General features: G+C 44.3%; 30 protein-coding genes. 18 read left to right on the forward strand and 12 right to left on the reverse strand.

Features of this window, described 5'->3' with window-relative positions:
• The coding region (locus tag HWQ41_RS19880) for a hypothetical protein (protein WP_292766443.1) at nucleotides 1–631 on the reverse strand (631 nt) is incomplete at its 3' end.
• A 250-nt stretch (nucleotides 632–881) separates the two neighbouring features.
• Here HWQ41_RS19880 and HWQ41_RS19885 point away from each other — a divergent pair.
• Both HWQ41_RS19885 and HWQ41_RS19890 read left to right on the forward strand, forming a co-directional pair.
• On the forward strand, nucleotides 882–1,463 hold the full coding sequence (locus tag HWQ41_RS19885) for a tyrosine-type recombinase/integrase (RefSeq protein ID WP_292766445.1): 582 nt from the start codon (nucleotides 882–884) through the stop codon (nucleotides 1,461–1,463).
• Nucleotides 1,460–1,768 carry a hypothetical protein gene (locus tag HWQ41_RS19890; protein ID WP_292766447.1) on the forward strand — a complete coding sequence of 103 codons (309 nt, stop codon included), beginning with the start codon at nucleotides 1,460–1,462 and terminating at the stop codon, nucleotides 1,766–1,768. The genes HWQ41_RS19885 and HWQ41_RS19890 overlap by 4 nt, the downstream gene beginning before the upstream one ends.
• 77 nt (nucleotides 1,769–1,845) lie before the next feature.
• On the opposite strand, the gene HWQ41_RS19895 is transcribed toward HWQ41_RS19890, so the two are convergent.
• Nucleotides 1,846–2,097 (reverse strand): hypothetical protein, encoded by a 252-nt coding sequence (locus HWQ41_RS19895; RefSeq protein WP_292766448.1) that lies wholly within the window; start codon nucleotides 2,095–2,097, stop codon nucleotides 1,846–1,848.
• Between the two features lie 75 nt (nucleotides 2,098–2,172).
• Between HWQ41_RS19895 and HWQ41_RS19900 the strand changes: the two genes are divergently transcribed.
• Nucleotides 2,173–2,526, forward strand: coding sequence for a hypothetical protein (locus tag HWQ41_RS19900; RefSeq protein ID WP_292766451.1), 354 nt, complete (start codon nucleotides 2,173–2,175; stop codon nucleotides 2,524–2,526).
• Here HWQ41_RS19900 and HWQ41_RS19905 read toward each other — a convergent pair.
• The 5 genes from HWQ41_RS19905 to HWQ41_RS19925 form a co-directional block, all read right to left on the reverse strand.
• A complete protein-coding gene (locus tag HWQ41_RS19905) occupies nucleotides 2,447–3,067 on the reverse strand; it encodes a DUF4102 domain-containing protein (protein WP_292766454.1) in 621 nt (206 codons plus the stop codon). The genes HWQ41_RS19900 and HWQ41_RS19905 overlap by 80 nt on opposite strands.
• Nucleotides 3,068–3,124: 57 nt before the next feature.
• Nucleotides 3,125–4,087 carry a hypothetical protein gene (locus HWQ41_RS19910; RefSeq protein WP_292766457.1) on the reverse strand — a complete coding sequence of 321 codons (963 nt, stop codon included), beginning with the start codon at nucleotides 4,085–4,087 and terminating at the stop codon, nucleotides 3,125–3,127.
• Between the two features lie 74 nt (nucleotides 4,088–4,161).
• Complete coding sequence (locus HWQ41_RS19915; protein WP_292766460.1) at nucleotides 4,162–4,455, reverse strand: hypothetical protein; 294 nt, start codon at nucleotides 4,453–4,455, stop codon at nucleotides 4,162–4,164.
• Nucleotides 4,452–4,715, reverse strand: coding sequence for a hypothetical protein (locus HWQ41_RS19920; protein ID WP_292766463.1), 264 nt, complete (start codon nucleotides 4,713–4,715; stop codon nucleotides 4,452–4,454). The genes HWQ41_RS19915 and HWQ41_RS19920 overlap by 4 nt, the downstream gene beginning before the upstream one ends.
• Nucleotides 4,716–4,724: 9 nt before the next feature.
• Nucleotides 4,725–4,913 carry a hypothetical protein gene (locus HWQ41_RS19925; protein WP_292766536.1) on the reverse strand — a complete coding sequence of 63 codons (189 nt, stop codon included), beginning with the start codon at nucleotides 4,911–4,913 and terminating at the stop codon, nucleotides 4,725–4,727.
• A gap of 178 nt (nucleotides 4,914–5,091) precedes the next feature.
• Here HWQ41_RS19925 and HWQ41_RS19930 point away from each other — a divergent pair, with 178 nt between their 5' ends.
• The gene (locus HWQ41_RS19930) at nucleotides 5,092–5,421 is read left to right on the forward strand and encodes a KGK domain-containing protein (protein WP_292766465.1); all 330 of its coding nucleotides are present in this window, start codon (nucleotides 5,092–5,094) and stop codon (nucleotides 5,419–5,421) included.
• A 76-nt stretch (nucleotides 5,422–5,497) separates the two neighbouring features.
• Here HWQ41_RS19930 and HWQ41_RS19935 read toward each other — a convergent pair whose 3' ends face one another.
• Nucleotides 5,498–5,836, reverse strand: coding sequence for a hypothetical protein (locus HWQ41_RS19935; RefSeq protein ID WP_292766468.1), 339 nt, complete (start codon nucleotides 5,834–5,836; stop codon nucleotides 5,498–5,500).
• Nucleotides 5,837–5,920: 84 nt separating this feature from the next.
• On the opposite strand from HWQ41_RS19935, the gene HWQ41_RS19940 reads away from it, so the two are divergent.
• From HWQ41_RS19940 to HWQ41_RS19985, 10 genes are all read left to right on the forward strand, one after another.
• A complete protein-coding gene (locus HWQ41_RS19940) occupies nucleotides 5,921–6,241 on the forward strand; it encodes a hypothetical protein (RefSeq protein ID WP_292766471.1) in 321 nt (106 codons plus the stop codon).
• A gap of 96 nt (nucleotides 6,242–6,337) precedes the next feature.
• Nucleotides 6,338–6,514: a hypothetical protein gene (locus HWQ41_RS19945; protein WP_292766474.1), complete on the forward strand. Its 177-nt coding sequence runs from the start codon at nucleotides 6,338–6,340 to the stop codon at nucleotides 6,512–6,514.
• Complete coding sequence (locus tag HWQ41_RS19950) at nucleotides 6,511–6,687, forward strand: hypothetical protein (protein ID WP_292766477.1); 177 nt, start codon at nucleotides 6,511–6,513, stop codon at nucleotides 6,685–6,687. The genes HWQ41_RS19945 and HWQ41_RS19950 overlap by 4 nt, the downstream gene beginning before the upstream one ends.
• A gap of 29 nt (nucleotides 6,688–6,716) precedes the next feature.
• Nucleotides 6,717–7,028, forward strand: a complete 312-nt coding sequence (locus tag HWQ41_RS19955) for a hypothetical protein (protein ID WP_292766480.1) — start codon at nucleotides 6,717–6,719, stop codon at nucleotides 7,026–7,028.
• 105 nt (nucleotides 7,029–7,133) lie between these two features.
• On the forward strand, nucleotides 7,134–7,325 hold the full coding sequence (locus HWQ41_RS19960) for a hypothetical protein (RefSeq protein WP_292766483.1): 192 nt from the start codon (nucleotides 7,134–7,136) through the stop codon (nucleotides 7,323–7,325).
• An 11-nt stretch (nucleotides 7,326–7,336) separates the two neighbouring features.
• Nucleotides 7,337–7,555: a hypothetical protein gene (locus tag HWQ41_RS19965; RefSeq protein WP_292766485.1), complete on the forward strand. Its 219-nt coding sequence runs from the start codon at nucleotides 7,337–7,339 to the stop codon at nucleotides 7,553–7,555.
• A complete protein-coding gene (locus HWQ41_RS19970; RefSeq protein ID WP_292766488.1) occupies nucleotides 7,545–7,877 on the forward strand; it encodes a hypothetical protein in 333 nt (110 codons plus the stop codon). Before HWQ41_RS19965 ends, HWQ41_RS19970 begins: the two co-directional genes overlap by 11 nt.
• A gap of 87 nt (nucleotides 7,878–7,964) precedes the next feature.
• Nucleotides 7,965–8,204, forward strand: a complete 240-nt coding sequence (locus tag HWQ41_RS19975; RefSeq protein ID WP_292766491.1) for a hypothetical protein — start codon at nucleotides 7,965–7,967, stop codon at nucleotides 8,202–8,204.
• Entirely contained in the window at nucleotides 8,201–8,449 is a 249-nt protein-coding gene (locus tag HWQ41_RS19980; RefSeq protein WP_292766494.1) for a hypothetical protein, read from the forward strand. Before HWQ41_RS19975 ends, HWQ41_RS19980 begins: the two co-directional genes overlap by 4 nt.
• Before the next feature lie 289 nt (nucleotides 8,450–8,738).
• Complete coding sequence (locus tag HWQ41_RS19985; RefSeq protein ID WP_292766498.1) at nucleotides 8,739–10,130, forward strand: transposase; 1,392 nt, start codon at nucleotides 8,739–8,741, stop codon at nucleotides 10,128–10,130.
• A gap of 38 nt (nucleotides 10,131–10,168) precedes the next feature.
• Here the strand turns inward: HWQ41_RS19985 and HWQ41_RS19990 are convergent, their stop codons facing one another.
• Nucleotides 10,169–10,546, reverse strand: a complete 378-nt coding sequence (locus tag HWQ41_RS19990; protein WP_292766500.1) for a KTSC domain-containing protein — start codon at nucleotides 10,544–10,546, stop codon at nucleotides 10,169–10,171.
• Nucleotides 10,547–10,956: 410 nt separating this feature from the next.
• Here HWQ41_RS19990 and HWQ41_RS19995 point away from each other — a divergent pair, with 410 nt between their 5' ends.
• On the forward strand, nucleotides 10,957–11,166 hold the full coding sequence (locus HWQ41_RS19995; protein ID WP_292766503.1) for a hypothetical protein: 210 nt from the start codon (nucleotides 10,957–10,959) through the stop codon (nucleotides 11,164–11,166).
• A 79-nt stretch (nucleotides 11,167–11,245) separates the two neighbouring features.
• Here HWQ41_RS19995 and HWQ41_RS20000 read toward each other — a convergent pair whose 3' ends face one another.
• The gene (locus HWQ41_RS20000; protein WP_292766505.1) at nucleotides 11,246–12,856 is read right to left on the reverse strand and encodes a 2-isopropylmalate synthase; all 1,611 of its coding nucleotides are present in this window, start codon (nucleotides 12,854–12,856) and stop codon (nucleotides 11,246–11,248) included.
• 89 nt (nucleotides 12,857–12,945) lie between these two features.
• On the opposite strand from HWQ41_RS20000, the gene HWQ41_RS20005 reads away from it, so the two are divergent.
• The 3 genes from HWQ41_RS20005 to recA all read left to right on the forward strand — a co-directional run bounded on the left by HWQ41_RS20005 (nucleotide 12,946) and on the right by recA (nucleotide 15,848).
• A complete protein-coding gene (locus HWQ41_RS20005) occupies nucleotides 12,946–13,626 on the forward strand; it encodes a GntR family transcriptional regulator (protein ID WP_292766508.1) in 681 nt (226 codons plus the stop codon).
• A 211-nt stretch (nucleotides 13,627–13,837) separates the two neighbouring features.
• The gene (locus HWQ41_RS20010; RefSeq protein ID WP_292766511.1) at nucleotides 13,838–14,284 is read left to right on the forward strand and encodes a (2Fe-2S) ferredoxin domain-containing protein; all 447 of its coding nucleotides are present in this window, start codon (nucleotides 13,838–13,840) and stop codon (nucleotides 14,282–14,284) included.
• A gap of 484 nt (nucleotides 14,285–14,768) precedes the next feature.
• The gene (recA, locus tag HWQ41_RS20015) at nucleotides 14,769–15,848 is read left to right on the forward strand and encodes a recombinase RecA (RefSeq protein WP_292766514.1); all 1,080 of its coding nucleotides are present in this window, start codon (nucleotides 14,769–14,771) and stop codon (nucleotides 15,846–15,848) included.
• A 446-nt stretch (nucleotides 15,849–16,294) separates the two neighbouring features.
• Here the strand turns inward: recA and HWQ41_RS20020 are convergent, their stop codons facing one another.
• Nucleotides 16,295–17,029, reverse strand: a complete 735-nt coding sequence (locus HWQ41_RS20020; protein ID WP_292766533.1) for an FHA domain-containing protein — start codon at nucleotides 17,027–17,029, stop codon at nucleotides 16,295–16,297.
• 545 nt (nucleotides 17,030–17,574) lie between these two features.
• Entirely contained in the window at nucleotides 17,575–19,179 is a 1,605-nt protein-coding gene (locus HWQ41_RS20025) for a serine/threonine-protein kinase (RefSeq protein ID WP_292766517.1), read from the reverse strand.
• Nucleotides 19,180–19,434: the final 255 nt, after the last annotated feature.

Raw genomic sequence — 19,434 nt, forward strand, 5'->3', positions numbered from 1 at the left:
AGGTGGGACAATCTGGAATGATGACGACCGGCGGAGGACACACGACCGGCGCAGGACACACAACGGGCGGAGGGCACACAACAGGCGCAGGACATACTATCGGATCGGGGCAAGGCGCACACACTACCGGGTCGGGGCAAGGCGTACACACTACCGGGTCGGGGCAAACTGCACACACTACCGGGTCGGGGCAAACTGCACACACTACCGGGTCGGGGCAAGGTGAACACACCACCGGGTCGGGGCAAACCGCACATACTACCGGGTCGGGAAAAGGGGGGCAGTTTTCTTGACCGCAAGATAAATTGCAAGCAGCTAGCGTTGGGTAAATTCCTGCGGTTGCATAAATGCTGCTACTGGTACAAGTTCCGTTAAGGCAATCGTAGGTTGGGGGTGGGCAGGTATTCTTAAAGCCTGTGTATTCAATTGTGAAATCGGCGGGTGGATCGTATGGGCCCGCCAGCACGATTTCTCCAGCATCACCAGATGTTCGCACATCGTAGTTGGCGTGAGCATCATCCCAGTGGACATAACCCGATACATAACTCCCATCTGGAACCGCAAAAGTAGCAGAATTTATGCCAGGAGAGGCATGATTAGATTCATAGTAAATTGTGAGAGTGCAGGTCATGTACTAAGTTGTGTCGCCTGTTGCATGAAAAAGTCTAAAAGATTTAAAAAATACTATTTTCTTCAATTAAATAATTAAATTTACTTATTGTAAATATTCTACTTTTACCTAAAAGTAGAATGATTACCGATGCCATGAAAACCTTGCAGTGTATACGATTAAAGTCACTTTAACTAATAGCTAAAAACATAGTTGTTCTGGTTTAACCGTTGAGATTGGTTAAACCGGAACAACTTGAAATCAAATTAAAATGAAGAATAACCGCAGTGGGCAAGCTGCAATTTTGAGTAATGCAGATTACTCAAAAATTCGCGGTCACATCAGGGCACGTAAATACAAATTACTTCTAGATATCGCCTGGTACACGGGGGAACGTTGGGGCGCAATTGTCAAATTGCAAATTTACGACTTATACAACAGAGATGGCACGCCACGGGAATATATTACTTTTCAAGCCAGGAGTCGGAAAGCCAGCCCCACAGGAAAGCGCAAAACGCGCCAAGTGCCGATCCATCCAGTTCTAAAAGAATCTCTGGTATCTTACAGCCCCGAAACCGGAAGCGATTGGCTGTTTCCTGACCGCGAACAAGTTGGCCCAATCGGTCTGAGATGGGCAGACATGATTCTGCGTGCAGCTGTACAAAAAGCTGGATTTGATGCCAAGGGGATTAGCACCCACAGTACCCGCCGTACCTTCATCACTAATTTGGCAAAGAAAGGTATCGGGCTTGCCACCATCAAAAAAATTACTGGCCACACCGACCTGAAGGTGCTTTCACGCTACATCGATGTAACTGATGATGACGTTAAAAACGCGATCGCAACTTTATGACTTTTTTTCCTCTATGCCAAAGACTGAAAACCGAGTTAGCCGAACTTGCAGTTTTTCCTGACAAATATAGTCGGGCGGAGTTAGCAGCCAAACTCAGACATTTAGCAAGTCGCGTTGCCGCCGATCGCTTCCGACCGTCTGCCAATACAAAGTTGTTTTTAAAAATTGAATTGCTGTATTTTGCGATGCTTGGCGGTCGCTACGAAAATCCCATTGACCTAGCCGCCGCGCTAAAAATACTATCAAGCGCTGCCGACGATCAAGTAAAGGAACTTTATCAGTCATCTTTACGTATTGACCCGTAAATCTAAAATCTAACTCATAACTCATTATTCATAAGTCATTGGGACTGGGGAGATTTTTCGGCATTGGGCATTGGGTATTAGGTGTTAGGAGGCAAATACCGATCGAGAGCTTTCATCGCATCAGATGCAGACTGGTAAGGTTTTTCGGCATCAGCCACGGCAGAACCTAAAAACTTTTTAGCATCGTCAATTCTGCCTTGATTGATATCTTCCATAATTATTTTGCAGGCTTCAATTAGCCTGACTAGCCGCGTTTCATGGGTATCGGGAAGAATCTCCTCTTCAAGGTGCTCGAAAACGTCGCGTCCCAGGTGTGGGTTTTTGCTCATAATTCGTAATTCCTAACTCCTAACTCCCCTTTCACTATATTATTGCCATGTCACAAGGCAATAAAGGATTTTTATATGGGCAAGTCCAAGGGCGGACGCACTAGCACTACTTGGGAGAAGGGCAGCAAATGGAATCAAGGCAAAACCCAAACTATCCGTGTGCCAATAGCAATAACGAAACAAATTTTACAATACGCTCACACTATCGACTCTGGCATTGAGCCAGATCAACAGCTAATTTTACGGGCTATTGATTCTTTTGTAGAATCCAGGGTTGGAGAATTCCACCCAAATCAGCACAGTCGCATTGCCTCAACTAATAGCCGTCGCTGGGATGAGCTGCGGCGGTTTAGAAATGCGATCGCTTCTGGCGACTCTTCCAGGAGCGAATTAACTTTTCAATCTCTGGTGGTGACTGCCCGCAGCTAATCGCAATTTCTACATCCTGCCTCAGATTAATTGCGCTGCGCGATCGCACTGCTCCAATGTAATCGCGGTGTATTTTCCTGCCCGTCATCCAGCAATATCGGTAATACCAATATTTATTACCAGACCTCTCGACCCAATACCGCTCTACCCAGTGGGTATCGTGTTGGGGGGCAGATTTTTTCGTATCTAATCTGACTTGCTCCCCAACAAGTAATTCTGCGGTATGTTGGGAAGTGACTTTTGGAACTTGCCCCCCAACAAGTGTTTCCCACTGATTCCAGGCTTGCTCAAATTCTTCCTGGTTTAAATAATTATCTGGGTCTGGTGGCTCTTGGGAATCGTAGAAAATTGTCAACTGACCGTCATCCTCGGATTTAAACGGTACCTCGCCAAAGTCAGCAGGATTCCAACGATCGCTCTCTACGAGCTTTTCTGCTGTTATTTCATTCCAGTAAGGATCGTCTATGCTTTGTCTGCTTTCAACTGTTGGGGCAACAGTCAAAAGTGTTAATTGCCCTGGCACGTCAGCTTTATGTTTCATAATGTTTGTGGATTATAAATTTGGGCCGTAGAGCGCGGCCTTTTTTTGTATCAACTATCAATCAGATTGATAACTGAAAGCAGATGAACTGATAATGCTGATAATTCGATCGAATATTTCGGGTAAATTGTTACGGTAAATTCCATATAGATTTTCAAATTTCTCAAAGAATGAATGTTTGCATTCTTCGGTGAGGTTTTGAAGTCTTTGAAACCTCTGTTCATCAATCCTCCAGTTATACGTTGTAATAAATGATTCCTTGAAACCCAGGTCAGGTTTTGGTTGCTTGTGGTGTCTTAAGCAGCGTTCATGCAGGAGAGCTTGCCGATCCGCTTTCTTTGTGTCACGAGAACGTAACTCAAGAATTAGCGCTGTAGTTTCTTCAACAAATGTTTGTGCAAGAGTTGGAACTTGCTCTACAAGTTCCAACTCTTGCATTACTTCTTCTTCAGGAACTTCTTTGAGAAGTTCCTGAGAAGATCCTGAAGAGTTACTGAGAGGCTCCGAAACCCCAGTATTTTCAAGGGTTTCACTACAGATAGACCGTGAATTCTTGGCGGCTATCGGTGAATCTGTGGCGGCTATCGGTGAATCTGTGGCGGCTATCGGTGAATCTGTGGCGGCTATCGATTCAGCCCAAAACTCTTTTATTCGCCTAGCACCGTGCAGATTGATGACTGACCATGACTCTGTTTTACGTGAGTCATTTATAGAGGTATCGCGTTTAAATTCAAATAGTCCAGCAGCGTATAAAACCTTTCTTGCTAATCTAAATGCTGATTCTTTTAATGTGGTTGCTAGCTTGACAAATCGACTGCCGTAACGGTCTGATATCCAACACTCCTTCCACAGAGTTTGGATTGATTTGGCTTGACTTAACGCCCAATTTATGTCCTGTTCTGGGATGATGCAATGGGGTTTATTGTATTTGGGTTGCTCTCTTGATGGGGCGTTCTTAGAGATAGAGACAACTTTAAGCTGTGGATAAGAAGCTTGATTTTGTATGCTATTTTCTGGCATAATACTATTAGTTATTTCAGCAGAAAGCCACCACCGACGTTCTAAATCTGGGTGGCTTTTTGGTTTTCTTAGGTCTAGGTCTGGTTGACATCACCAGACGATCGCACTCCATTAACTAGCGTTAGGCGATCGCACTCACTCCCCTTCTTCCTGATCTCTTGTGCTATCTCTTTAAGCCGATTGAGTAGCTCAGGGTTGATTTGAAATAATTGCGGCAAGTCATGCAATGCAAAAGCTGCTAGGACTATGGCTTGGTCGATGTTCAATTTGGGGTCAACAATATGGATATAGTCGATGAATTGGTCTAGCTCATAGATGGCGAGACTTCTGGCTCGAACTACCTTTGATGAGATTTTTTGTTTAGTCATTGGTCATCAGTCATTGGTCGAATATACACAACGCCTGAACCGTTGCACTCACTACACTCATCTGTGTAGTCATTTCCTTCATAATCCTCCTCGACAACTTCGCCTCCACCGCCACAGGCATAACATTGGAGTTCTTCAAAAATCAGCCCAATTTCATGTTCTTCGACTTGTCCAACGTGGAATACTTCGGTTTTTTTCTTGGGTTTGTTGTTCATAGAGGTTTCGCTAGTTACCGCGATGGCTCCGCCCGCCGAAGGCATCGCACTTACTTAGGGTTGAGATTTCAGATAGTTCAGAAAATCTACTAGCTCCTCTTCTGTCAGCAAGCTCCGACCGCGCTTGCCGTAAGTTTTGATCAAATGCTCCCGACCTTGTTCTGTTGTCCAGGACAGGCGCTGCATTTCAGCATCCGTCTTCTCTTCTAAATCAGGGAAGTTTGTGTAAGGTGGCTGCCACATAATTTTTTGAATTGAGTTGTTGCCTCAAACCCCGCAGCGCGATCGCAATTTCTCCCCAGAAGCAGCAGCGCGATCGCACTTCTTCACAAAACCGTAAGCACTAACTGGGAAAACTTAGGGAAGGCGGATCAAGCGTCAACTCGATCCGCCATGTTTTGTTGTCAAAGAGAAAATCGAAATGCAAGTTCCAATCATTCTGAGTGGTGATACAGTAGTCCGCGTGGACACGAAAAAGAAGCTGGGTTTCATTAATGGTTCTATGGTGACATTCCAGACTATCCAGGACTCGATCGGATCTTTTATAGTGGCTCATTTCCCGGATTACCATATTTGGTTTCGGGGAGGGATTAGAGCCGAAATCCTCCAACCTGGTAAGGAATGGAAAAAAGGGATACTCAAGCTAGTGGTCACTTATCATGTGGAATTTCTCCCCGACAAACCAGAGGTGCCCTTGGACGATTTGCGATCGCAGTTAGATGATCTTCAGTCGCAAATAGACACCGAATAGTCATAGATGTGTTGCCTGCTGATGAGAGGCACGCATCCATGAATAAGCCGTCCTTGCCTGCTCTGGCAAGGACGGCTTATTCAGAATTTTCCTCCGGATTTTGTAACCCTTTTAACAAATCTCGTAAGTCGGTCACACGCTTACACAGCTTCTCACGTCTATCGTCTATTTCTTGTATTTCAGCAAGAGTTTCAGTGATCAGCTGCTGAATTGTTCCCCCAGTAAGGACATCTCCGGAATAGTTAAGGGTATTTGTCCCCTGCCGATCAGTTCTACTAGATGAGATCGACTCACTCCGAATTGTTCGGCTATAATGTCCAGTCCGCTTAGGCTGTCTTCGGTTAGTACTAGACTCACGTTCTTTTTGATTTGTCCGTGTTCGCGGTGCTTGGCTTTCGGCATCCTCAGTAACCATATCTTATTTCCTATATAGGATATCAAGTTTCTATTTACAAAATACCATATATGATGATACCTTATTTCTAACATCCCACATAGGATGTTAGAAATTGCTCCCCAACGCCTAACCCTTTGCGTTGCCACCGGAGCCAGCACCCGCGCCACTGCTTTCATGCCCCGGCGCGGAAACACCCTAAAAATCACCTGTGATGCGATCGGTAAACCTATGGGCAGAATCAAAGTTCGTATACAAGGAGGCCCCAAAGACGTAAAAGCCTTTGCTGAATTCCTGCACAAAGTAGAGGCGGTGATCAGCGCCCTGTCGCTCGTGAGCGAAAGTGCAGATTATGCCAACCGCAACAGTACAGATGTTCGGCGTTATTTAGAGTTTGAATTTGACTCGGAGGTGATGGACGACTAGCGATGCCTACGGCGAGCGTTCGCTAACGCGGTAACGAGTTTGCCGCGTGGTGGTTTGTTTTGACTCAACGCAGACTTATAAACCTATGGAGATAACATGACAGTCACGGTCAACGAATTGATTAAAAAGCTACAAAGCTTCCCTCCCAATACAGTGATAGGCGCAAAAGAAGATCAAATGATTGGCGTTGTCATTGGAGACAGTTTACTGAAGTTCGTATTTCTGAGCCAGACAGACGAAGAAGAACACCTACCAACCTTTGAAACAACATGACAACCACAATTAGAGAACTGCTTAAAAACCTGGAACACCACCCTGTTGAGACAGAGATAGTCATCAAAGATGTCGATGACCAAGAATTTGCGATCGCTGATTACGACTTTTCAGAAAAGGTGCTGACTATCGAGATCGTCGAGAAGGAAGACGAGGAGGAAGAAGACGAATAACAGTCACATAACAGTCACATAAGCATGACATGAGTAAACCTATAGGACATTTCACAAGTTACACCTTGGGCGACGGCTCCTTACTGGAATCGCTCCAAGAGGAGTACGGCTCAACATTTGAAAAAATGACCAAACGCGAAAAGCTGTTTTTGGTTTCTGCGATCGCGGCTCAACTTTGTGAGCAATCTCCCGGTAAATGCCGCGATGAAATCTACACAGTTGGGCATCAAATTAATAGCTCATTACCCCAGGCGGATCGACAAGGATTAATCGAAGCGCTGACTAATCAAATCCAGGGGGGTCGCAGCCTTTTTGATACGGAGTTACCGCCTATGGAATAAACGATTGGAATTATCATGCATTGGATTTGCACAAAACACCAGCGTCGGCTGTTGGTGGCTGGCGCTGGTGTTTTTACTTTTTAAAAAATTCTGGGATTTTAAATCATGACTTACTACGACAACCTCAGACCGTGGGCAATTTTTCAACGCTTGCCCTCCGAACACAATGTATGTGTTGCTCGGCTACGGACTCAATCTGACGCTGATGCTTATGCTAGCATTTTGCGCCAGGGCGGCGGCTCCTTTCAGGTAGTTTTCGATGGAGCGATCGCGGTATCAGGTACGCGGGAAATTTGAAGTGAATTTCGATGGTAAAACCACAACACCGCCAACAGGTGAGGAAGATGACGCAATTTAAGCAACAAATTGAGCAATTGCGTGAAATTGAACAAGGAATTGTATCCGCTCTTTCATCGGATATAAGCATGGATCAGAAGCAAAAGGATAAGGTCTTTGCTGCCTCTTATTTCGCTCTCAAAATACTAGAAAAAATACTCTTAGATTTGGATAATAGCAATGAAAATTAAGACAATCACTTGCAAACGTGTTCTGAATTTAAGAAATTACGAATCCAGACATGTAGAGATGTTTGCTGAGATTTTGGAAGGCGAAGATCCAGATATAGAGGCATCTAGATTAATCGAAAAAGTAGAGCGAAAAGCTATGGAGCATGTAGAGCTAGAAATTGAAGCCACTGATCTAAAAGAGGAGATCGCAGACCTAAAAAATGAACTGGCACGGCTCGAAAAGCAAAAGGCTGCTTTAACCGAGAAGGAAACTGACCCAGACGACATCCCTTTTAAGTCCGGGGAAGCACCAGATAGTAGTGTTTCCCCCGATAATTTTTAGATAATTTTTAGATAATTTTTAGCGATCGCACTCTCGGTCGGAAGAAGGCGATCGCTTATTGGATTGGACTTACCCCTTCAGCAAATCATGCACATTATATCAGTTCCCACTGTGTTTACTTGCAAAACACCTAACGTCGGCTGGTTAAACCTCGCCCAAATTCGTCAACTCCAATTTAGAGAGATCCCTAATCCAGTTGCCGTTGTTACCTGGCATAACGGCAACACAGAAAATTTCTTTGGCGACGATGCCACAGCAATTATGGAGAGTTGGCTGGAATCTTCTAATAACAATTACCGCTCAAAAAATCGGAGAAATGTTTCATGAATATCGAAAAGGATGACCTTGATTTACTTAATGGTTCACCAGATCCAGCATGGGATTATTACGTGCTTTGGCATCGAATTCAACAGATTAAAGCCCAACTTGATAGGGCTTTAATCTGGATTAGTCAGGTTGAGAACCAAAATACTGCAACGGATAAGGAGACAGCAGTATTGCTTCGTAAACCTTGGGACAGACTAGACGAGATCCTCAATGGATTACCTGATGACGACGATGAACCCGCCTGATGATGGCTACTTGACCCCGTAGCCGAAACTAGGGCAATGCCCTAGTCGCGGGTTGGGTCGCGCAACTCACTCGCCTCTGGTTCGCCCCAGAGGGAAGTAACAGCAGCAGCACGGGTTTTTTGATTGAAATGACCTAAATAAGTTTCGCTTTTTCACGAATCCATTGCTGCTAATTATTTCCGACCGTGTTGGTTTTAAAAGTGAATTGGCTTTTGTACTTTGGGTGATTCGTGAACCATTGTACACGGTTTCTGCTGCAAATAAAACACCCACCACTGAACCTTGAAAAATGAAAATTGTTGGATTAGACGTTTGTAAAAATAGCGTTGTTGCTTGGGTTTTAGGAAGTATTCCCAAAAACTTTAGAACTCACTTTCGAGAAAATAAACGCTCTAAAGATGACGACCCCCTAACATTTACAGCTAACGCTGATGGGGTGAAAGCACTTCTTGAACTTGCACCAGACGCGGTGATCATGGAGCCTACAGGGGTTCATTATTCCTGGATTTGGGCACACGTTTGTGAAACTGAGGGTATTAAGGTGCTTTGGGTGGGACATGCTGAAGCTGTCCACTACCGCAAGCAGAATAAGTTACCTGACAAAAATGATCAAGCTGACGCTTTGGCACTTGCGGCCTATGCCATTGCCCACTGGGGAGACGATGAATTTTTTCTGCAATTTGAGCCTGGGGTGATTGCCCTTCTTCGTCAATCTTGGCTGCAATTGCAGTCGGTCAACCGCATTAAGTCCCCAATTATCAACCGGGCACGGCAACAGTTAGCCAGAGAATTCCCGGAAGCTGCGCTATCAAAGTCAGACCCTAGCAAGAGCGATGGAATGCTACCAATGTGGTCATGGTTAGCCGGCCGTGAGCGCAACTTAACCAGAAACACCAATTACTATGAGCGACTTTACAACCGCTCAATTGCCAAAACCTACGGGGTTGAAATTTCTGCTTTTACCCGTCGCCTATCTAACCTGTTATGTGATTTAAACGACTGGGAGAATGAAATTAACTTTTCAATTCTCTCTTCTTTGGAGCAACCGCAGTTTGCAGCCTACACCCAAGTTTTTCAAAAATTTGGTATTGGTGCGCGTCCCCAAGCATTGCTGATTAGCCAAATTTACCCCATTACCAAGTTTGAATCCCTCGGTCGATTTAAGCGGCGGCTGGGAATGGCTAAAGAAGAGTTCAGTTCCGGGGACAAGGAAACCATGAAAACGGGAGCCGGTTCTACCTTGTGTAAAACCCAATTATATTTGTGGATCTTTGACATGATTGCCCCAGTCCACGCCCGTCCTCAAAACGAGATTGGCGAGAAATTGGGTAACTTCTACGATACCAGAAAAGCCCAGTTTCAGGACAATCCAGAACTTTGGAAAAAGAAAGCAGTCGCTCGACTTCAGCAACAAGCACTTCTTGAATTTCAGCGATCGCTAATCCAAAATCTAATCCCGATGGTGTCAAAGGATCTGCAACCACAGTTAGAGGCAACCCTTAACCTCACACTCCAAACCATGCAGTTGAGTTTAGCGTCCTCGATGGCCGCAGAGGATATCGCCCCCAGTGTGAAACAAAACCAAGTTAAAAAGGGATTTGGTAATTTGGTGATCTCCCAAACAGCCGCCTACGGTTGTAGGTTGCTTTTCAAAGAACTGAAGCGATCGTGTAATACCTAATCCCCTACTCCCTACCAAGGCTAGCTATTTGACATCACTTAGCTAGCTAAAGTGAAAAAGCTGCCAATTGAGTCAGAGGAGTGGAAATCTTCCCAAGTATCCTCATTTACACCTAAGTACTGATAAACAGCTCCACTTTGAAACTCAACTTGCAAAATGTGTTCGTCGCGATCATAGCCTACAGTCATGGCCATTGAGGAGATAACTGGTAGCATGACAATTGGTTCTTCTTCAAAGGGTAGTGCAGTCGTTTCGGCAATCGCCTCGTTCAGTTCTTGCAATCCTTCATAAGCTTGTATCGGCGCGGGAATTTCTAAAAACTCCAGTTCGTCGCCTCGGTCGAGTAACAACTGCAAATATCCATCAGAGTGAGCGATCGCTACTAAACTGCTCAAGTCTACCTTAGATAGCCTCATTAATTTTGCTCTCCTGTTGGCGTAGTCGGGAGTGTTAAAGTTTTATGCAACACTTACGTGCTTTAATAGTACAAATATACTATTAAAGCAGTTCGCTGTCAAGTTTTTTTACCAAGCGAGAATTTTAGGTGTGTAGAGACGCGTTAGCAAAGCGGTACGTTAGCGTAGCGAGGCGAAGCCCAGTGCAATTTTGTGTCTCTACTGGGGTTGTTGATTCATAATTCTCTTGCAAACAGTCTTTTTTGTCTTATATTTACAAAATGCTAGAACACTAATCAGAACAGACCTTTATTCAAACTGACTCTGAGCGATCACTGGACATTGAGCAGTTTCCTGGTGCTAAGTTTTTCCCCTTAGCCGAGCCTGTATCACAAGGTTCAATACACCTGCTGACAATGAAGGCGGGTACGATGATTCCTATTCATACTCATCCTTGCGATGAGTATGTTTATGTGTTGAAAGGAGTTGTGGAAACTGGGGGAAAGAGTTGTTCTGCTGGAATTTTTTGGATTACGCCAGCCCACACCCAACAAGGGCCTCACATAGCCATCACCGATGTAGAAATACTCACGATTCGGCTAGGGCCAATGGGCGTGTTTGAGCAACCAAAACCCTTGTAGAGACGTAAAATTTTACGTCTCTACATCAACGATTCATAGCTGTATTCAGTAATGCAAAAGCGATCGCTACTTTCCTGATCTACCCAGATACAACAGCATGGGATCTCTCAGTTTGTATTTGCAAGTAACGATAAAGACGATTCAGGGCGTTTATATGGGCGTAAGCTGCTGCCACTACGATATCAGTATCAGATGCTTGTCCAGAGAATATCCGCTCCTGGTGCTGCAAGCGAACTGTGACAGTTCCCAGTGCATCAATTCCTCCAGTCACAGATTGCACGGAAAACTCAATTAGTTGATTGGGAATCTGCACCAATCGATTGATTGCTTGATACACCGCATCTACTGGACCTGCGCCTACACTGGCATCCGTGAGGATTTTGCCATCGGGAGTGACAATTGTAATGGTTGCAGTTGGGCAAGTGCAGTCACCGCAGATTACCTGGATGTGTTCGATTTGGAAGCCACTTTCTACTTGAATCTGCGTTTCATCTCGAACGATCGCCTCTAAATCCCAATCTGAGATTTCTTTTTTCTTATCGGCGACTTCTTTGAATCGATTGAAGGCTTTATTCAAGTCTGCTTCATTCAGTTCAAAACCCAATTCCTTGAGCCTGGTACGGAAAGCATTGCGTCCAGAGTGCTTACCCAAAACAATGCGATTTTCTGGCAAACCGATCGCAGCAGCTTCCATAATTTCATAAGTCTGGCGGTGCTTGATGATCCCATCTTGGTGAATACCAGACTCATGGGCGAAAGCGTTTGCTCCCACGATCGCCTTATTGGCCTGAATCAGCATCCCGGTTAATTGAGAAACCAAGGATGAGGTTTTGTAAATCTCCTGAGTCTTAATATTAGTCAAGGGTGCATCGGCATCAACCGGACGACCAAAGTAAGGGTTAAAAAATGGTTTGCGAACCTGCAACGCCATCACAATTTCTTCCAATGCGGCATTACCTGCTCGTTCCCCAATGCCATTAATTGTACACTCCACCTGACGCACACCATATTCAATTGCTGCCAAAGCGTTAGCTGTCGCCAAACCCAAATCATTTTGGGTGTGAATGGAAAGAATCACCCCATCGATATTAGAAACATGTGATCGAATTCCCTGAATCAGAGTTCCGATTTCCTTGGGTGTGCAGTAACCAACGGTATCAGGAATGTTGATTGTAGTTGCACCTGCTGCGATCGCTATTTCCAAAACTTGATAGAGAAACTCTGGCTCAGTGCGACTGGCATCCATTGGTGAAAATTCTACATCATCTACAAATGACTTGGCATAGGCAACCATTTCTGCTGCGATCGCTAATACTTCGCTACGAGACTTTTTCAACTGATATTTCAGATGAATATCAGAGGTAGAAATCATCGTGTGGATTCTGGGACGAGCCGCTCCCTTCAAGGCAACGGCTGCGGCGTGAATATCCTGGCGAATGGCTCTAGCTAAACTGCAAATGATTGGCCCGCCGGGTATCCCAACTTGTTCAGCGATGGTTTTAACAGCTTGAAAATCTCCCGGACTAGCAACGGCAAAACCTGCTTCAATCACATCGACACCAAGGAGAGCCAGTTGATGAGCGATCGCCAGCTTTTCTTCTACATTCAGGGTTGCGCCCGGTGACTGTTCGCCATCCCGTAGCGTAGTGTCGAAGATGATAACTTGGTCTGGTTGAGATGCGATGCTCATAACTGTCTCCCGTGGTATTGAGGGGATCTTCAAAAATTGTACTTTGGATATTGTATACAATCTTTTGGATTTTGTATACAATATAAAATATGAACTTAAATGACTTGGCAGCTAATGTGTTGCAACAACAACGCAGTACCCCAGATTTAATTGCCGATGCTTTGCGGGAAGCGATTCTGCGCGGCATTTTTCAGGAAGGACAATCTCTGCGACAGGATGAAATCGCTACTCAGTTTGGTGTTAGTCGCATTCCCGTGCGGGAAGCGCTCAAGCAGCTAGAAGCAGAAGGATTAGTGACACTGCATTTAAATCGTGGTGCGATCTTATCGGTGTTGACAGCCACAGAGGCGCAAGAAATCTGTGAAATTCGTAGCGCCTTGGAAGTGAAAGCGATGCAGTTGGCAATACCCAAGTTCCGGGAAACAGATATAGAAAAAGCTGCTGTGATTTTGTCAGCGACAGACCAAGCAACTGATGCAGGTGTGTTGGCAAAACTCAACTGGGAATTTCATGCGACGCTGTATGCTACTGCTGAACGTCCCCGGTTGCTGACAATGATTAAAACTTTACACGTTAATTGCGATCGCTATGTCCGCGTGCAAATGGCGCAGATGGATTACCAAGAGCGATCGCAAAAAGAACACTATCAACTCTTAGATGCTTGCCGAAAGCGGGATACAAAAGCTGCTGTCAGGTTACTGAAACGACATATTGACATCGCAGGACAACAGCTAATTGCATACTTGCAGCAAATTGCTCAGAAGCGCTGATTCTTGCTGAAACTAGATGATCTACCAGAACAAACTAAACGGGAAATTTACACTATCCTGTTCAATGAGTTCGACGAACCTCTCCCTGTCTTGAACTAAAGTTCAAGTCTGTCCCTCTCCGACTCGGAGAGGGACGGTTTTGCGTAGTAAAACCAGGGAGAGGTCTTTTTATTCAGTTCACTTTGTTCAGAGAAATAGGTAGGGGTCGTCCATGAAAAAACTGATCCGGCGTATTAAGGCATTGCTCCGATGTATCCTCAAGAGGTTTGCATCCAATTCTCAACAGCAATCGCCCCAATGTTCACCCCTGAGTTCTCGCCGGTTAGACACATCTATTCCCAGTATTTCTCCTCGATGGGAGTCTGGTTTGGTGCTTGTGTGTTCACAATGTGCAAACGAGCGGTCAAATAGTTTTCATCCAACTAGCAGAAGCTCAACGGCTTCCGAAGACTTAGAGAATTGGTTGAAATCTCGTTTAAAATTTGAGGGATTATGGGGTGAATTTCGGGTCGTTAGCACCAGTTGTTTAGGGGTTTGTCCACGGATGGGCATTACTGTCGTTATTGTAAGTAATGGAAGTGGCGGTAATAGTCCATGCTTAATTGTAAATCCTCAGAGCGATCGCGAACTTCTTTACTCATACATCAAACAGAATTAGGACTTACGCATAAAAGCTCCCCCAACCCCTTTAAAAAGTTGGGGGATCTCAAGAGCCTGTGGAGGAATGTTAGAAGACTTGTGTGTACACCGTAGGCTCTTTTAGGGGAGAGGCTTTGAATTCTTCCCCTTCCCTTGGAGGGAAGCTTGCTCAAGAGTTAGGTTTGGCCTTAGTTTTTCCAGATGACGTGAAAAGTCAGCGCCGCTCACGAGTACGGTTCTACTGACAGTGTTGTTTAAATAATTTTTTCTTTGAAAATCCCTTGCTTACCCAGCAAAAAAAAAGCTATCTCTGAATGCAAGTTGGTATCATTGTGCAAGACTACCCTAATGGTAGCGATCGAGTTACGATCTTGTCACACCCCTTTTTTGATTTGAGAAGTCCTATTCCAGAATTTTCTGGTTAAAATAGTATATCTGTTCTACTCAAACTCCGAAACCAACACTCCTTAAAACCATATATATTAGAGGCATTAGAGGCAGGAATGGCTATCAACACCGATACTTCTGGCAAGCAAAAAGCGCTGACTATGGTGCTCAACCAGATTGAGCGCACTTTTGGTAAAGGAGCAATCATGCGCCTGGGCGATGCTACCCGGATGCGGGTGGAGACGATTTCTAGTGGGGCGCTCACCTTGGATTTAGCATTGGGTGGTGGTTTACCCAAGGGGCGGGTAATTGAAATTTATGGCCCGGAAAGTTCCGGTAAGACTACAGTAGCGCTACATGCGCTCGCCGAAGTGCAAAGAAATGGCGGTATTGCTGCCTTTGTTGATGCTGAACACGCCCTTGACCCCACTTATGCTGCGGCATTGGGTGTAGATATTGACAATTTGCTGATTTCTCAACCTGACACTGGCGAATCAGCTTTGGAAATTGTCGATCAGCTTGTTCGCTCTGCGGCGGTTGATATTGTAGTCATTGACTCAGTAGCAGCACTGGTTCCCCGTGCTGAAATCGAAGGGGATATGGGTGATATCCACGTTGGTCTGCAAGCGCGATTAATGAGTCAAGCTCTGCGTAAAATTACTGGTAATATTGGTAAATCTGGCTGCACAGTAATTTTCATCAATCAGTTGCGGCAAAAAATCGGTGTTACCTACGGTAGCCCAGAAACCACAACTGGCGGTAACGCATTGAAATTTTACGCTTCGGTGCGCTTAGATATTCGCCGAATTCAAACTTTGAAAAAAGGTACAGAAGAATTTGGTAACCGCGTTAAAGTCAAAGTCGCCAAAAATAAAGTAGCTCCGCCTTTTAGGATTGCGGAATTTGACATTATTTTTGGCAAAGGAATTTCTACCTTGGGTTGTATTGTAGATTTGGCAGAAGAAACTGGCGTACTTGTCCGCAAGGGAGCTTGGTACAGCTACAATGGCGACAATATTTCTCAAGGACGAGACAACGCCATTAAGTATCTAGAAGAAAAGCCTGAATTTGCTGAACAAATTAAGCAACTGGTGCGTGAAAAGCTAGATAAAGGCGCTGTTGTTTCTGCTAACTCTGTAGCTAAACCCAGTGAAGGAGATGAAGAGGAAGAAGTCGATTTAGAGCCAGAAGAATAAAGAATGTGGATTTATTAATCTGCAACTTTTAATGTCTAGTGGGTTACAAAGACAGCTAACCCAGCTTTTCCAAGGTATTGATGAGTTACAGCAAGCCTAACGAAATGATTGCTACTAGATAACGAGCAATCATTTTTATGGCGTTTCTCGTTGGAATCAGGTAAAACTAGGGGCACAACATTGTTCATGTGTGTCAACTTCAGCCCAAACCCATTTAAAACCTCGTTTCCAGCCTCTGGCTGGAAATGCTGCTTATTGGGCTGCTGCCGCGAGTCAGGATACCATAGGCATTAAGAGCCGGAGACTGGGAACAAGACAAACAAGACAATCTCTAAAAGCTTGTTATAGACTGGCTTTTACCTGAAGTTATCACCGATGAACATTGTTGTGCCCCGACGAATTGTATATACTTCACGCAATTTTAAATTGCTATAATTTCCAATTTTTTAGCTGGGATTGTATGGTATTTGTCTGCTAAAAAAGCGGTCTAAAATTTCTGATTTCTGTTCTGAACTGAAGTTGTCATACCAATGTTCAAACTTCTCAACTAGTGCGGAATTTCTGAAAATCTCTAAATTATCATCTGGTTTTTCAAGTAGAGGTTTTTGTCTGTCACGGGAATAGGGAAGTATTTCTACTGTATGATCATTCTTTCGATGCACAAGTTGCATCAATAACTCCATTGCGACAGTTGGCAAAATGCGGCACGTATAATTCACAAAAAAATCAAAAGTCATATTGCCTAGACGGATGCGATCGCCATCTTTGAGCTTGATCGGCCCAACAGCGCGATCGCCATTCACAAACGAGCCATTGCTACTGTTGAAATCAATTAAGTAAAAACCTTGATCGTCAATATGTTGAATAGCAGCGTGGCGACGAGACATATGACTATCAGCAATGCAAATACCACTGCTGCGATTACGACCTATCGTCCAGATCCGCTGTGGCTGTCGTAAACTTTGAGTCTGATTGTCGCACAAATTAGTCATCAAATAAACAGCAGCAGTATCCACTACACCATGTATGTAACATGCCTTCACTCTCGTGAACGAGGGTTGAGATAGGTTTTCTAGCTGAATAATTTCATCTATAAGACTGCTGTGGTGTTCATACAACTTGAGGAATACCTGATATAAAGTTAATCGCCGTTCTATTTCCGTTTGTGCAAAGTCAGCCATTATACGTAAACCTTGTACTACCTGATTTCGGTTGTGAATATTCTGCTTCCGCCTACAATCAGGGATAATTACGTTTTCACTTTCCGCTGCCATCTGAAAACTTGAGTGGCTTAAAAGCGTGATGTTTTACAACTTTTAGGTGCGAGATTCCCTGTTGTTTCTAGCCATAAAAAGCATGGAAATATCTCTATAAAATTATGATGATGCTTTATTGTTTATTGTAAATAATCATTTGTGATTTTTAACAGATAAAACTCATGAAGATTTGATTAAGAATTACCAAATATCTACGTATTTTTGCTATAAAACTGGATCTTTTTTAGTATTTGCGAGAGCGATCGCGATCGCTCAACCCAACTATTATATCTACTTGGTCAATTCTGAATAAATCTGAGTTTTATCGAGAAGAATAAGGGCTGATTTATCAAGCTAATGAGAAAATCGAGGGAGCATCCCAATGCAAGCAAGAACATGTTTGTCATTGCGTTGGCGTCAGCCTTCCCGTAGGGTACGAAGCGACAGCCTGCGAAATCTAAACTTTCAACTTACAACAAGCCTCGTTTACCATTGGGGCGGACGGTCATCCAATTTGTTTTTGCTAGTGCTAGTTGCTCATCAGAAATTTTGGCACTAGTGAGATTAGCACCACACAGATTAGCTCCTCGGAGGTTAGCATTGCTGAGATAAGCATTGCTGAGGTCTGCGCCTCGCAGGTCTGCCCCTTCTAAATCAGCATGGTTAAAGTATGCTTTGCTCAAATTAGCATCCTTGAGATTTGCTCGAGTCAGACTGGCTCTGCCAAAGTCACTATTTTGGAGATTAGCTCCCTGGAGATTGGTTTTTTGCAATTGAGCGGAATGGAAATTTGTTTGGGATAAGTCAGCACCTTGCAGGTTCAGCAAACTTAAATTGTGTAGGGCAAAATCCCGTCTTCCCTTCAGATAGGCTGTTAATAAACCTTGGCTATCTAACTTCCGCCCAACTTTAGAATTTTGAACTTGCGAACCATTGCTGTTGCTGTTAGCTAAAGTCGTTGATTTGGCCATCCCAGAACCGTGCTGTAATCCAGCCGCTTCCGCTGCCTTGGCTCGTCTAGCGCGAATTGCTGCCGCTACCTGTGCCACTCCTATACTGGTAACAGCAGCAGAAGGGTTGCTAGATAATACAGCAGAATTTTCCCGGTGGTTATGTGTTCGCTCTTTAGATCCACTATCAGATTTAATCAGTAAACCCTTTGCTAAACTATCTAAATATGGTTCTATTTCTAATGCTCTGAGAACTTCTGCCGCTGACTGATAGCGATTACGTACAGACACGTCTAACATTTTTCGCAATACCTTGCTCAAGTGGTCACTCACTTGCACAAGCTGCTCCCACATGATCTCGCCAGTGTTGGGATTGTAATCTAAATCTTTAGGAGTTTTGGTAGTCAATAAATAAATGCATGTCACCCCCAGTGCATAAATATCACTGGCGTAGACTGGACGCATAGCCATTTGCTCTGGAGGGGCAAAACCAGGAGTACCAATGGCATATGCAGTTAATGCTGTCTGCCCCGATTGACTTGCCGCAGCTTGGCTCACTTGGTCTTTGACGGCACCAAAGTCAATGAGTACCATTCTCGCATCTTGAGTGCGGCGAATTAAGTTGGCTGGCTTGATATCACGGTGAATCACCTTTTGCTCGTGGATATATTGCAGCAGTGGCAGAACCTCGCTCAAAAATTGCTTGACTCCAGTTTCGCTCAAGATGCCGTTAAGTTTAACCTCCTCCTGCAAGGTATCACCACTGATGTATTCTTGAACTAAGTAGAATTGTTCATGATCTTCAAAATAGTCTAACAATCTTGGTACTTGGGGATGATTGCCAATCTTACCTAGAGTTTTGGCTTCTCGCTCAAAGAGTTCTCTGGCCATCTGTAAAACGTGTGGGGCGCTTCCTGATGGGCGTAATTGCTTGATTACGCAACTCGGTTCTCCTGGTAAGCCTTGATCATAGGCTAAGAAGGTTGCTCCAAAGCCACCCTGACCTAATGGTTTGATCACCTGATAGCGATCGCGCAACAGTAGTTGCGAGCCACAAGACTGACACCTTTGGCTATATACCAAATTTTCTGGATTGGGACAGATAGGATTTAAGCAGTAGCTCATGCACTCTCAACTCGCTGCACGAATAATCATGGGGAATGTTATACTCTGTTTCTGTTATACTCTCTTTCAATTATTTAGATATTAATCAACTCTTGCCAGTATTGCCAGGTAATTTTTGCTGGAAATCCTTTGAAGAGTTTCTAAAGTTTAACTGAGATTACGTAAGTTACTCGCAAACAAAAGGGAATTTATTATACTTATAACGCTAAATAGTATTTAGGTTACTTTATACCAAACCATAATTCCTAATGACGT

It is taken from the genome of Nostoc sp. NOS(2021), assembly GCF_017115025.1.
Lineage (GTDB): Bacteria > Cyanobacteriota > Cyanobacteriia > Cyanobacteriales > Nostocaceae > Nostoc.

Bases quoted from the DNA above. Each gene is read 5' to 3' on its own strand.
- HWQ41_RS19935 (WP_292766468.1), bottom strand. From the start codon at position 5,836: ATGGTTACTGAGGATGCCGAAAGCCAAGCACCGCGAACACGGACAAAT.
- HWQ41_RS19930 (WP_292766465.1), top strand. From the start codon at position 5,092: ATGCAAGTTCCAATCATTCTGAGTGGTGATACAGTAGTCCGCGTGGAC.
- HWQ41_RS19920 (WP_292766463.1), bottom strand. From the start codon at position 4,715: ATGCCTTCGGCGGGCGGAGCCATCGCGGTAACTAGCGAAACCTCTATG.
- HWQ41_RS19965 (WP_292766485.1), top strand. From the start codon at position 7,337: ATGGTAAAACCACAACACCGCCAACAGGTGAGGAAGATGACGCAATTT.
- HWQ41_RS19955 (WP_292766480.1), top strand. From the start codon at position 6,717: ATGAGTAAACCTATAGGACATTTCACAAGTTACACCTTGGGCGACGGC.
- HWQ41_RS20020 (WP_292766533.1), bottom strand. From the start codon at position 17,029: ATGGCTGACTTTGCACAAACGGAAATAGAACGGCGATTAACTTTATAT.
- HWQ41_RS19975 (WP_292766491.1), top strand. From the start codon at position 7,965: ATGCACATTATATCAGTTCCCACTGTGTTTACTTGCAAAACACCTAAC.
- HWQ41_RS19890 (WP_292766447.1), top strand. From the start codon at position 1,460: ATGACTTTTTTTCCTCTATGCCAAAGACTGAAAACCGAGTTAGCCGAA.
- HWQ41_RS20025 (WP_292766517.1), bottom strand. From the start codon at position 19,179: ATGAGCTACTGCTTAAATCCTATCTGTCCCAATCCAGAAAATTTGGTA.
- HWQ41_RS19960 (WP_292766483.1), top strand. From the start codon at position 7,134: ATGACTTACTACGACAACCTCAGACCGTGGGCAATTTTTCAACGCTTG.
- HWQ41_RS20000 (WP_292766505.1), bottom strand. From the start codon at position 12,856: ATGAGCATCGCATCTCAACCAGACCAAGTTATCATCTTCGACACTACG.
- HWQ41_RS19900 (WP_292766451.1), top strand. From the start codon at position 2,173: ATGGGCAAGTCCAAGGGCGGACGCACTAGCACTACTTGGGAGAAGGGC.
- HWQ41_RS19950 (WP_292766477.1), top strand. From the start codon at position 6,511: ATGACAACCACAATTAGAGAACTGCTTAAAAACCTGGAACACCACCCT.
- HWQ41_RS19945 (WP_292766474.1), top strand. From the start codon at position 6,338: ATGACAGTCACGGTCAACGAATTGATTAAAAAGCTACAAAGCTTCCCT.
- HWQ41_RS19915 (WP_292766460.1), bottom strand. From the start codon at position 4,455: ATGACTAAACAAAAAATCTCATCAAAGGTAGTTCGAGCCAGAAGTCTC.
- HWQ41_RS19925 (WP_292766536.1), bottom strand. From the start codon at position 4,913: ATGTGGCAGCCACCTTACACAAACTTCCCTGATTTAGAAGAGAAGACG.
- HWQ41_RS19990 (WP_292766500.1), bottom strand. From the start codon at position 10,546: ATGAGGCTATCTAAGGTAGACTTGAGCAGTTTAGTAGCGATCGCTCAC.
- HWQ41_RS19970 (WP_292766488.1), top strand. From the start codon at position 7,545: ATGAAAATTAAGACAATCACTTGCAAACGTGTTCTGAATTTAAGAAAT.
- HWQ41_RS20010 (WP_292766511.1), top strand. From the start codon at position 13,838: ATGAAAAAACTGATCCGGCGTATTAAGGCATTGCTCCGATGTATCCTC.
- HWQ41_RS19940 (WP_292766471.1), top strand. From the start codon at position 5,921: ATGTTAGAAATTGCTCCCCAACGCCTAACCCTTTGCGTTGCCACCGGA.
- HWQ41_RS19910 (WP_292766457.1), bottom strand. From the start codon at position 4,087: ATGCCAGAAAATAGCATACAAAATCAAGCTTCTTATCCACAGCTTAAA.
- recA (WP_292766514.1), top strand. From the start codon at position 14,769: ATGGCTATCAACACCGATACTTCTGGCAAGCAAAAAGCGCTGACTATG.
- HWQ41_RS19905 (WP_292766454.1), bottom strand. From the start codon at position 3,067: ATGAAACATAAAGCTGACGTGCCAGGGCAATTAACACTTTTGACTGTT.
- HWQ41_RS19885 (WP_292766445.1), top strand. From the start codon at position 882: ATGAAGAATAACCGCAGTGGGCAAGCTGCAATTTTGAGTAATGCAGAT.
- HWQ41_RS19895 (WP_292766448.1), bottom strand. From the start codon at position 2,097: ATGAGCAAAAACCCACACCTGGGACGCGACGTTTTCGAGCACCTTGAA.
- HWQ41_RS20005 (WP_292766508.1), top strand. From the start codon at position 12,946: ATGAACTTAAATGACTTGGCAGCTAATGTGTTGCAACAACAACGCAGT.
- HWQ41_RS19995 (WP_292766503.1), top strand. From the start codon at position 10,957: ATGATTCCTATTCATACTCATCCTTGCGATGAGTATGTTTATGTGTTG.
- HWQ41_RS19980 (WP_292766494.1), top strand. From the start codon at position 8,201: ATGAATATCGAAAAGGATGACCTTGATTTACTTAATGGTTCACCAGAT.
- HWQ41_RS19985 (WP_292766498.1), top strand. From the start codon at position 8,739: ATGAAAATTGTTGGATTAGACGTTTGTAAAAATAGCGTTGTTGCTTGG.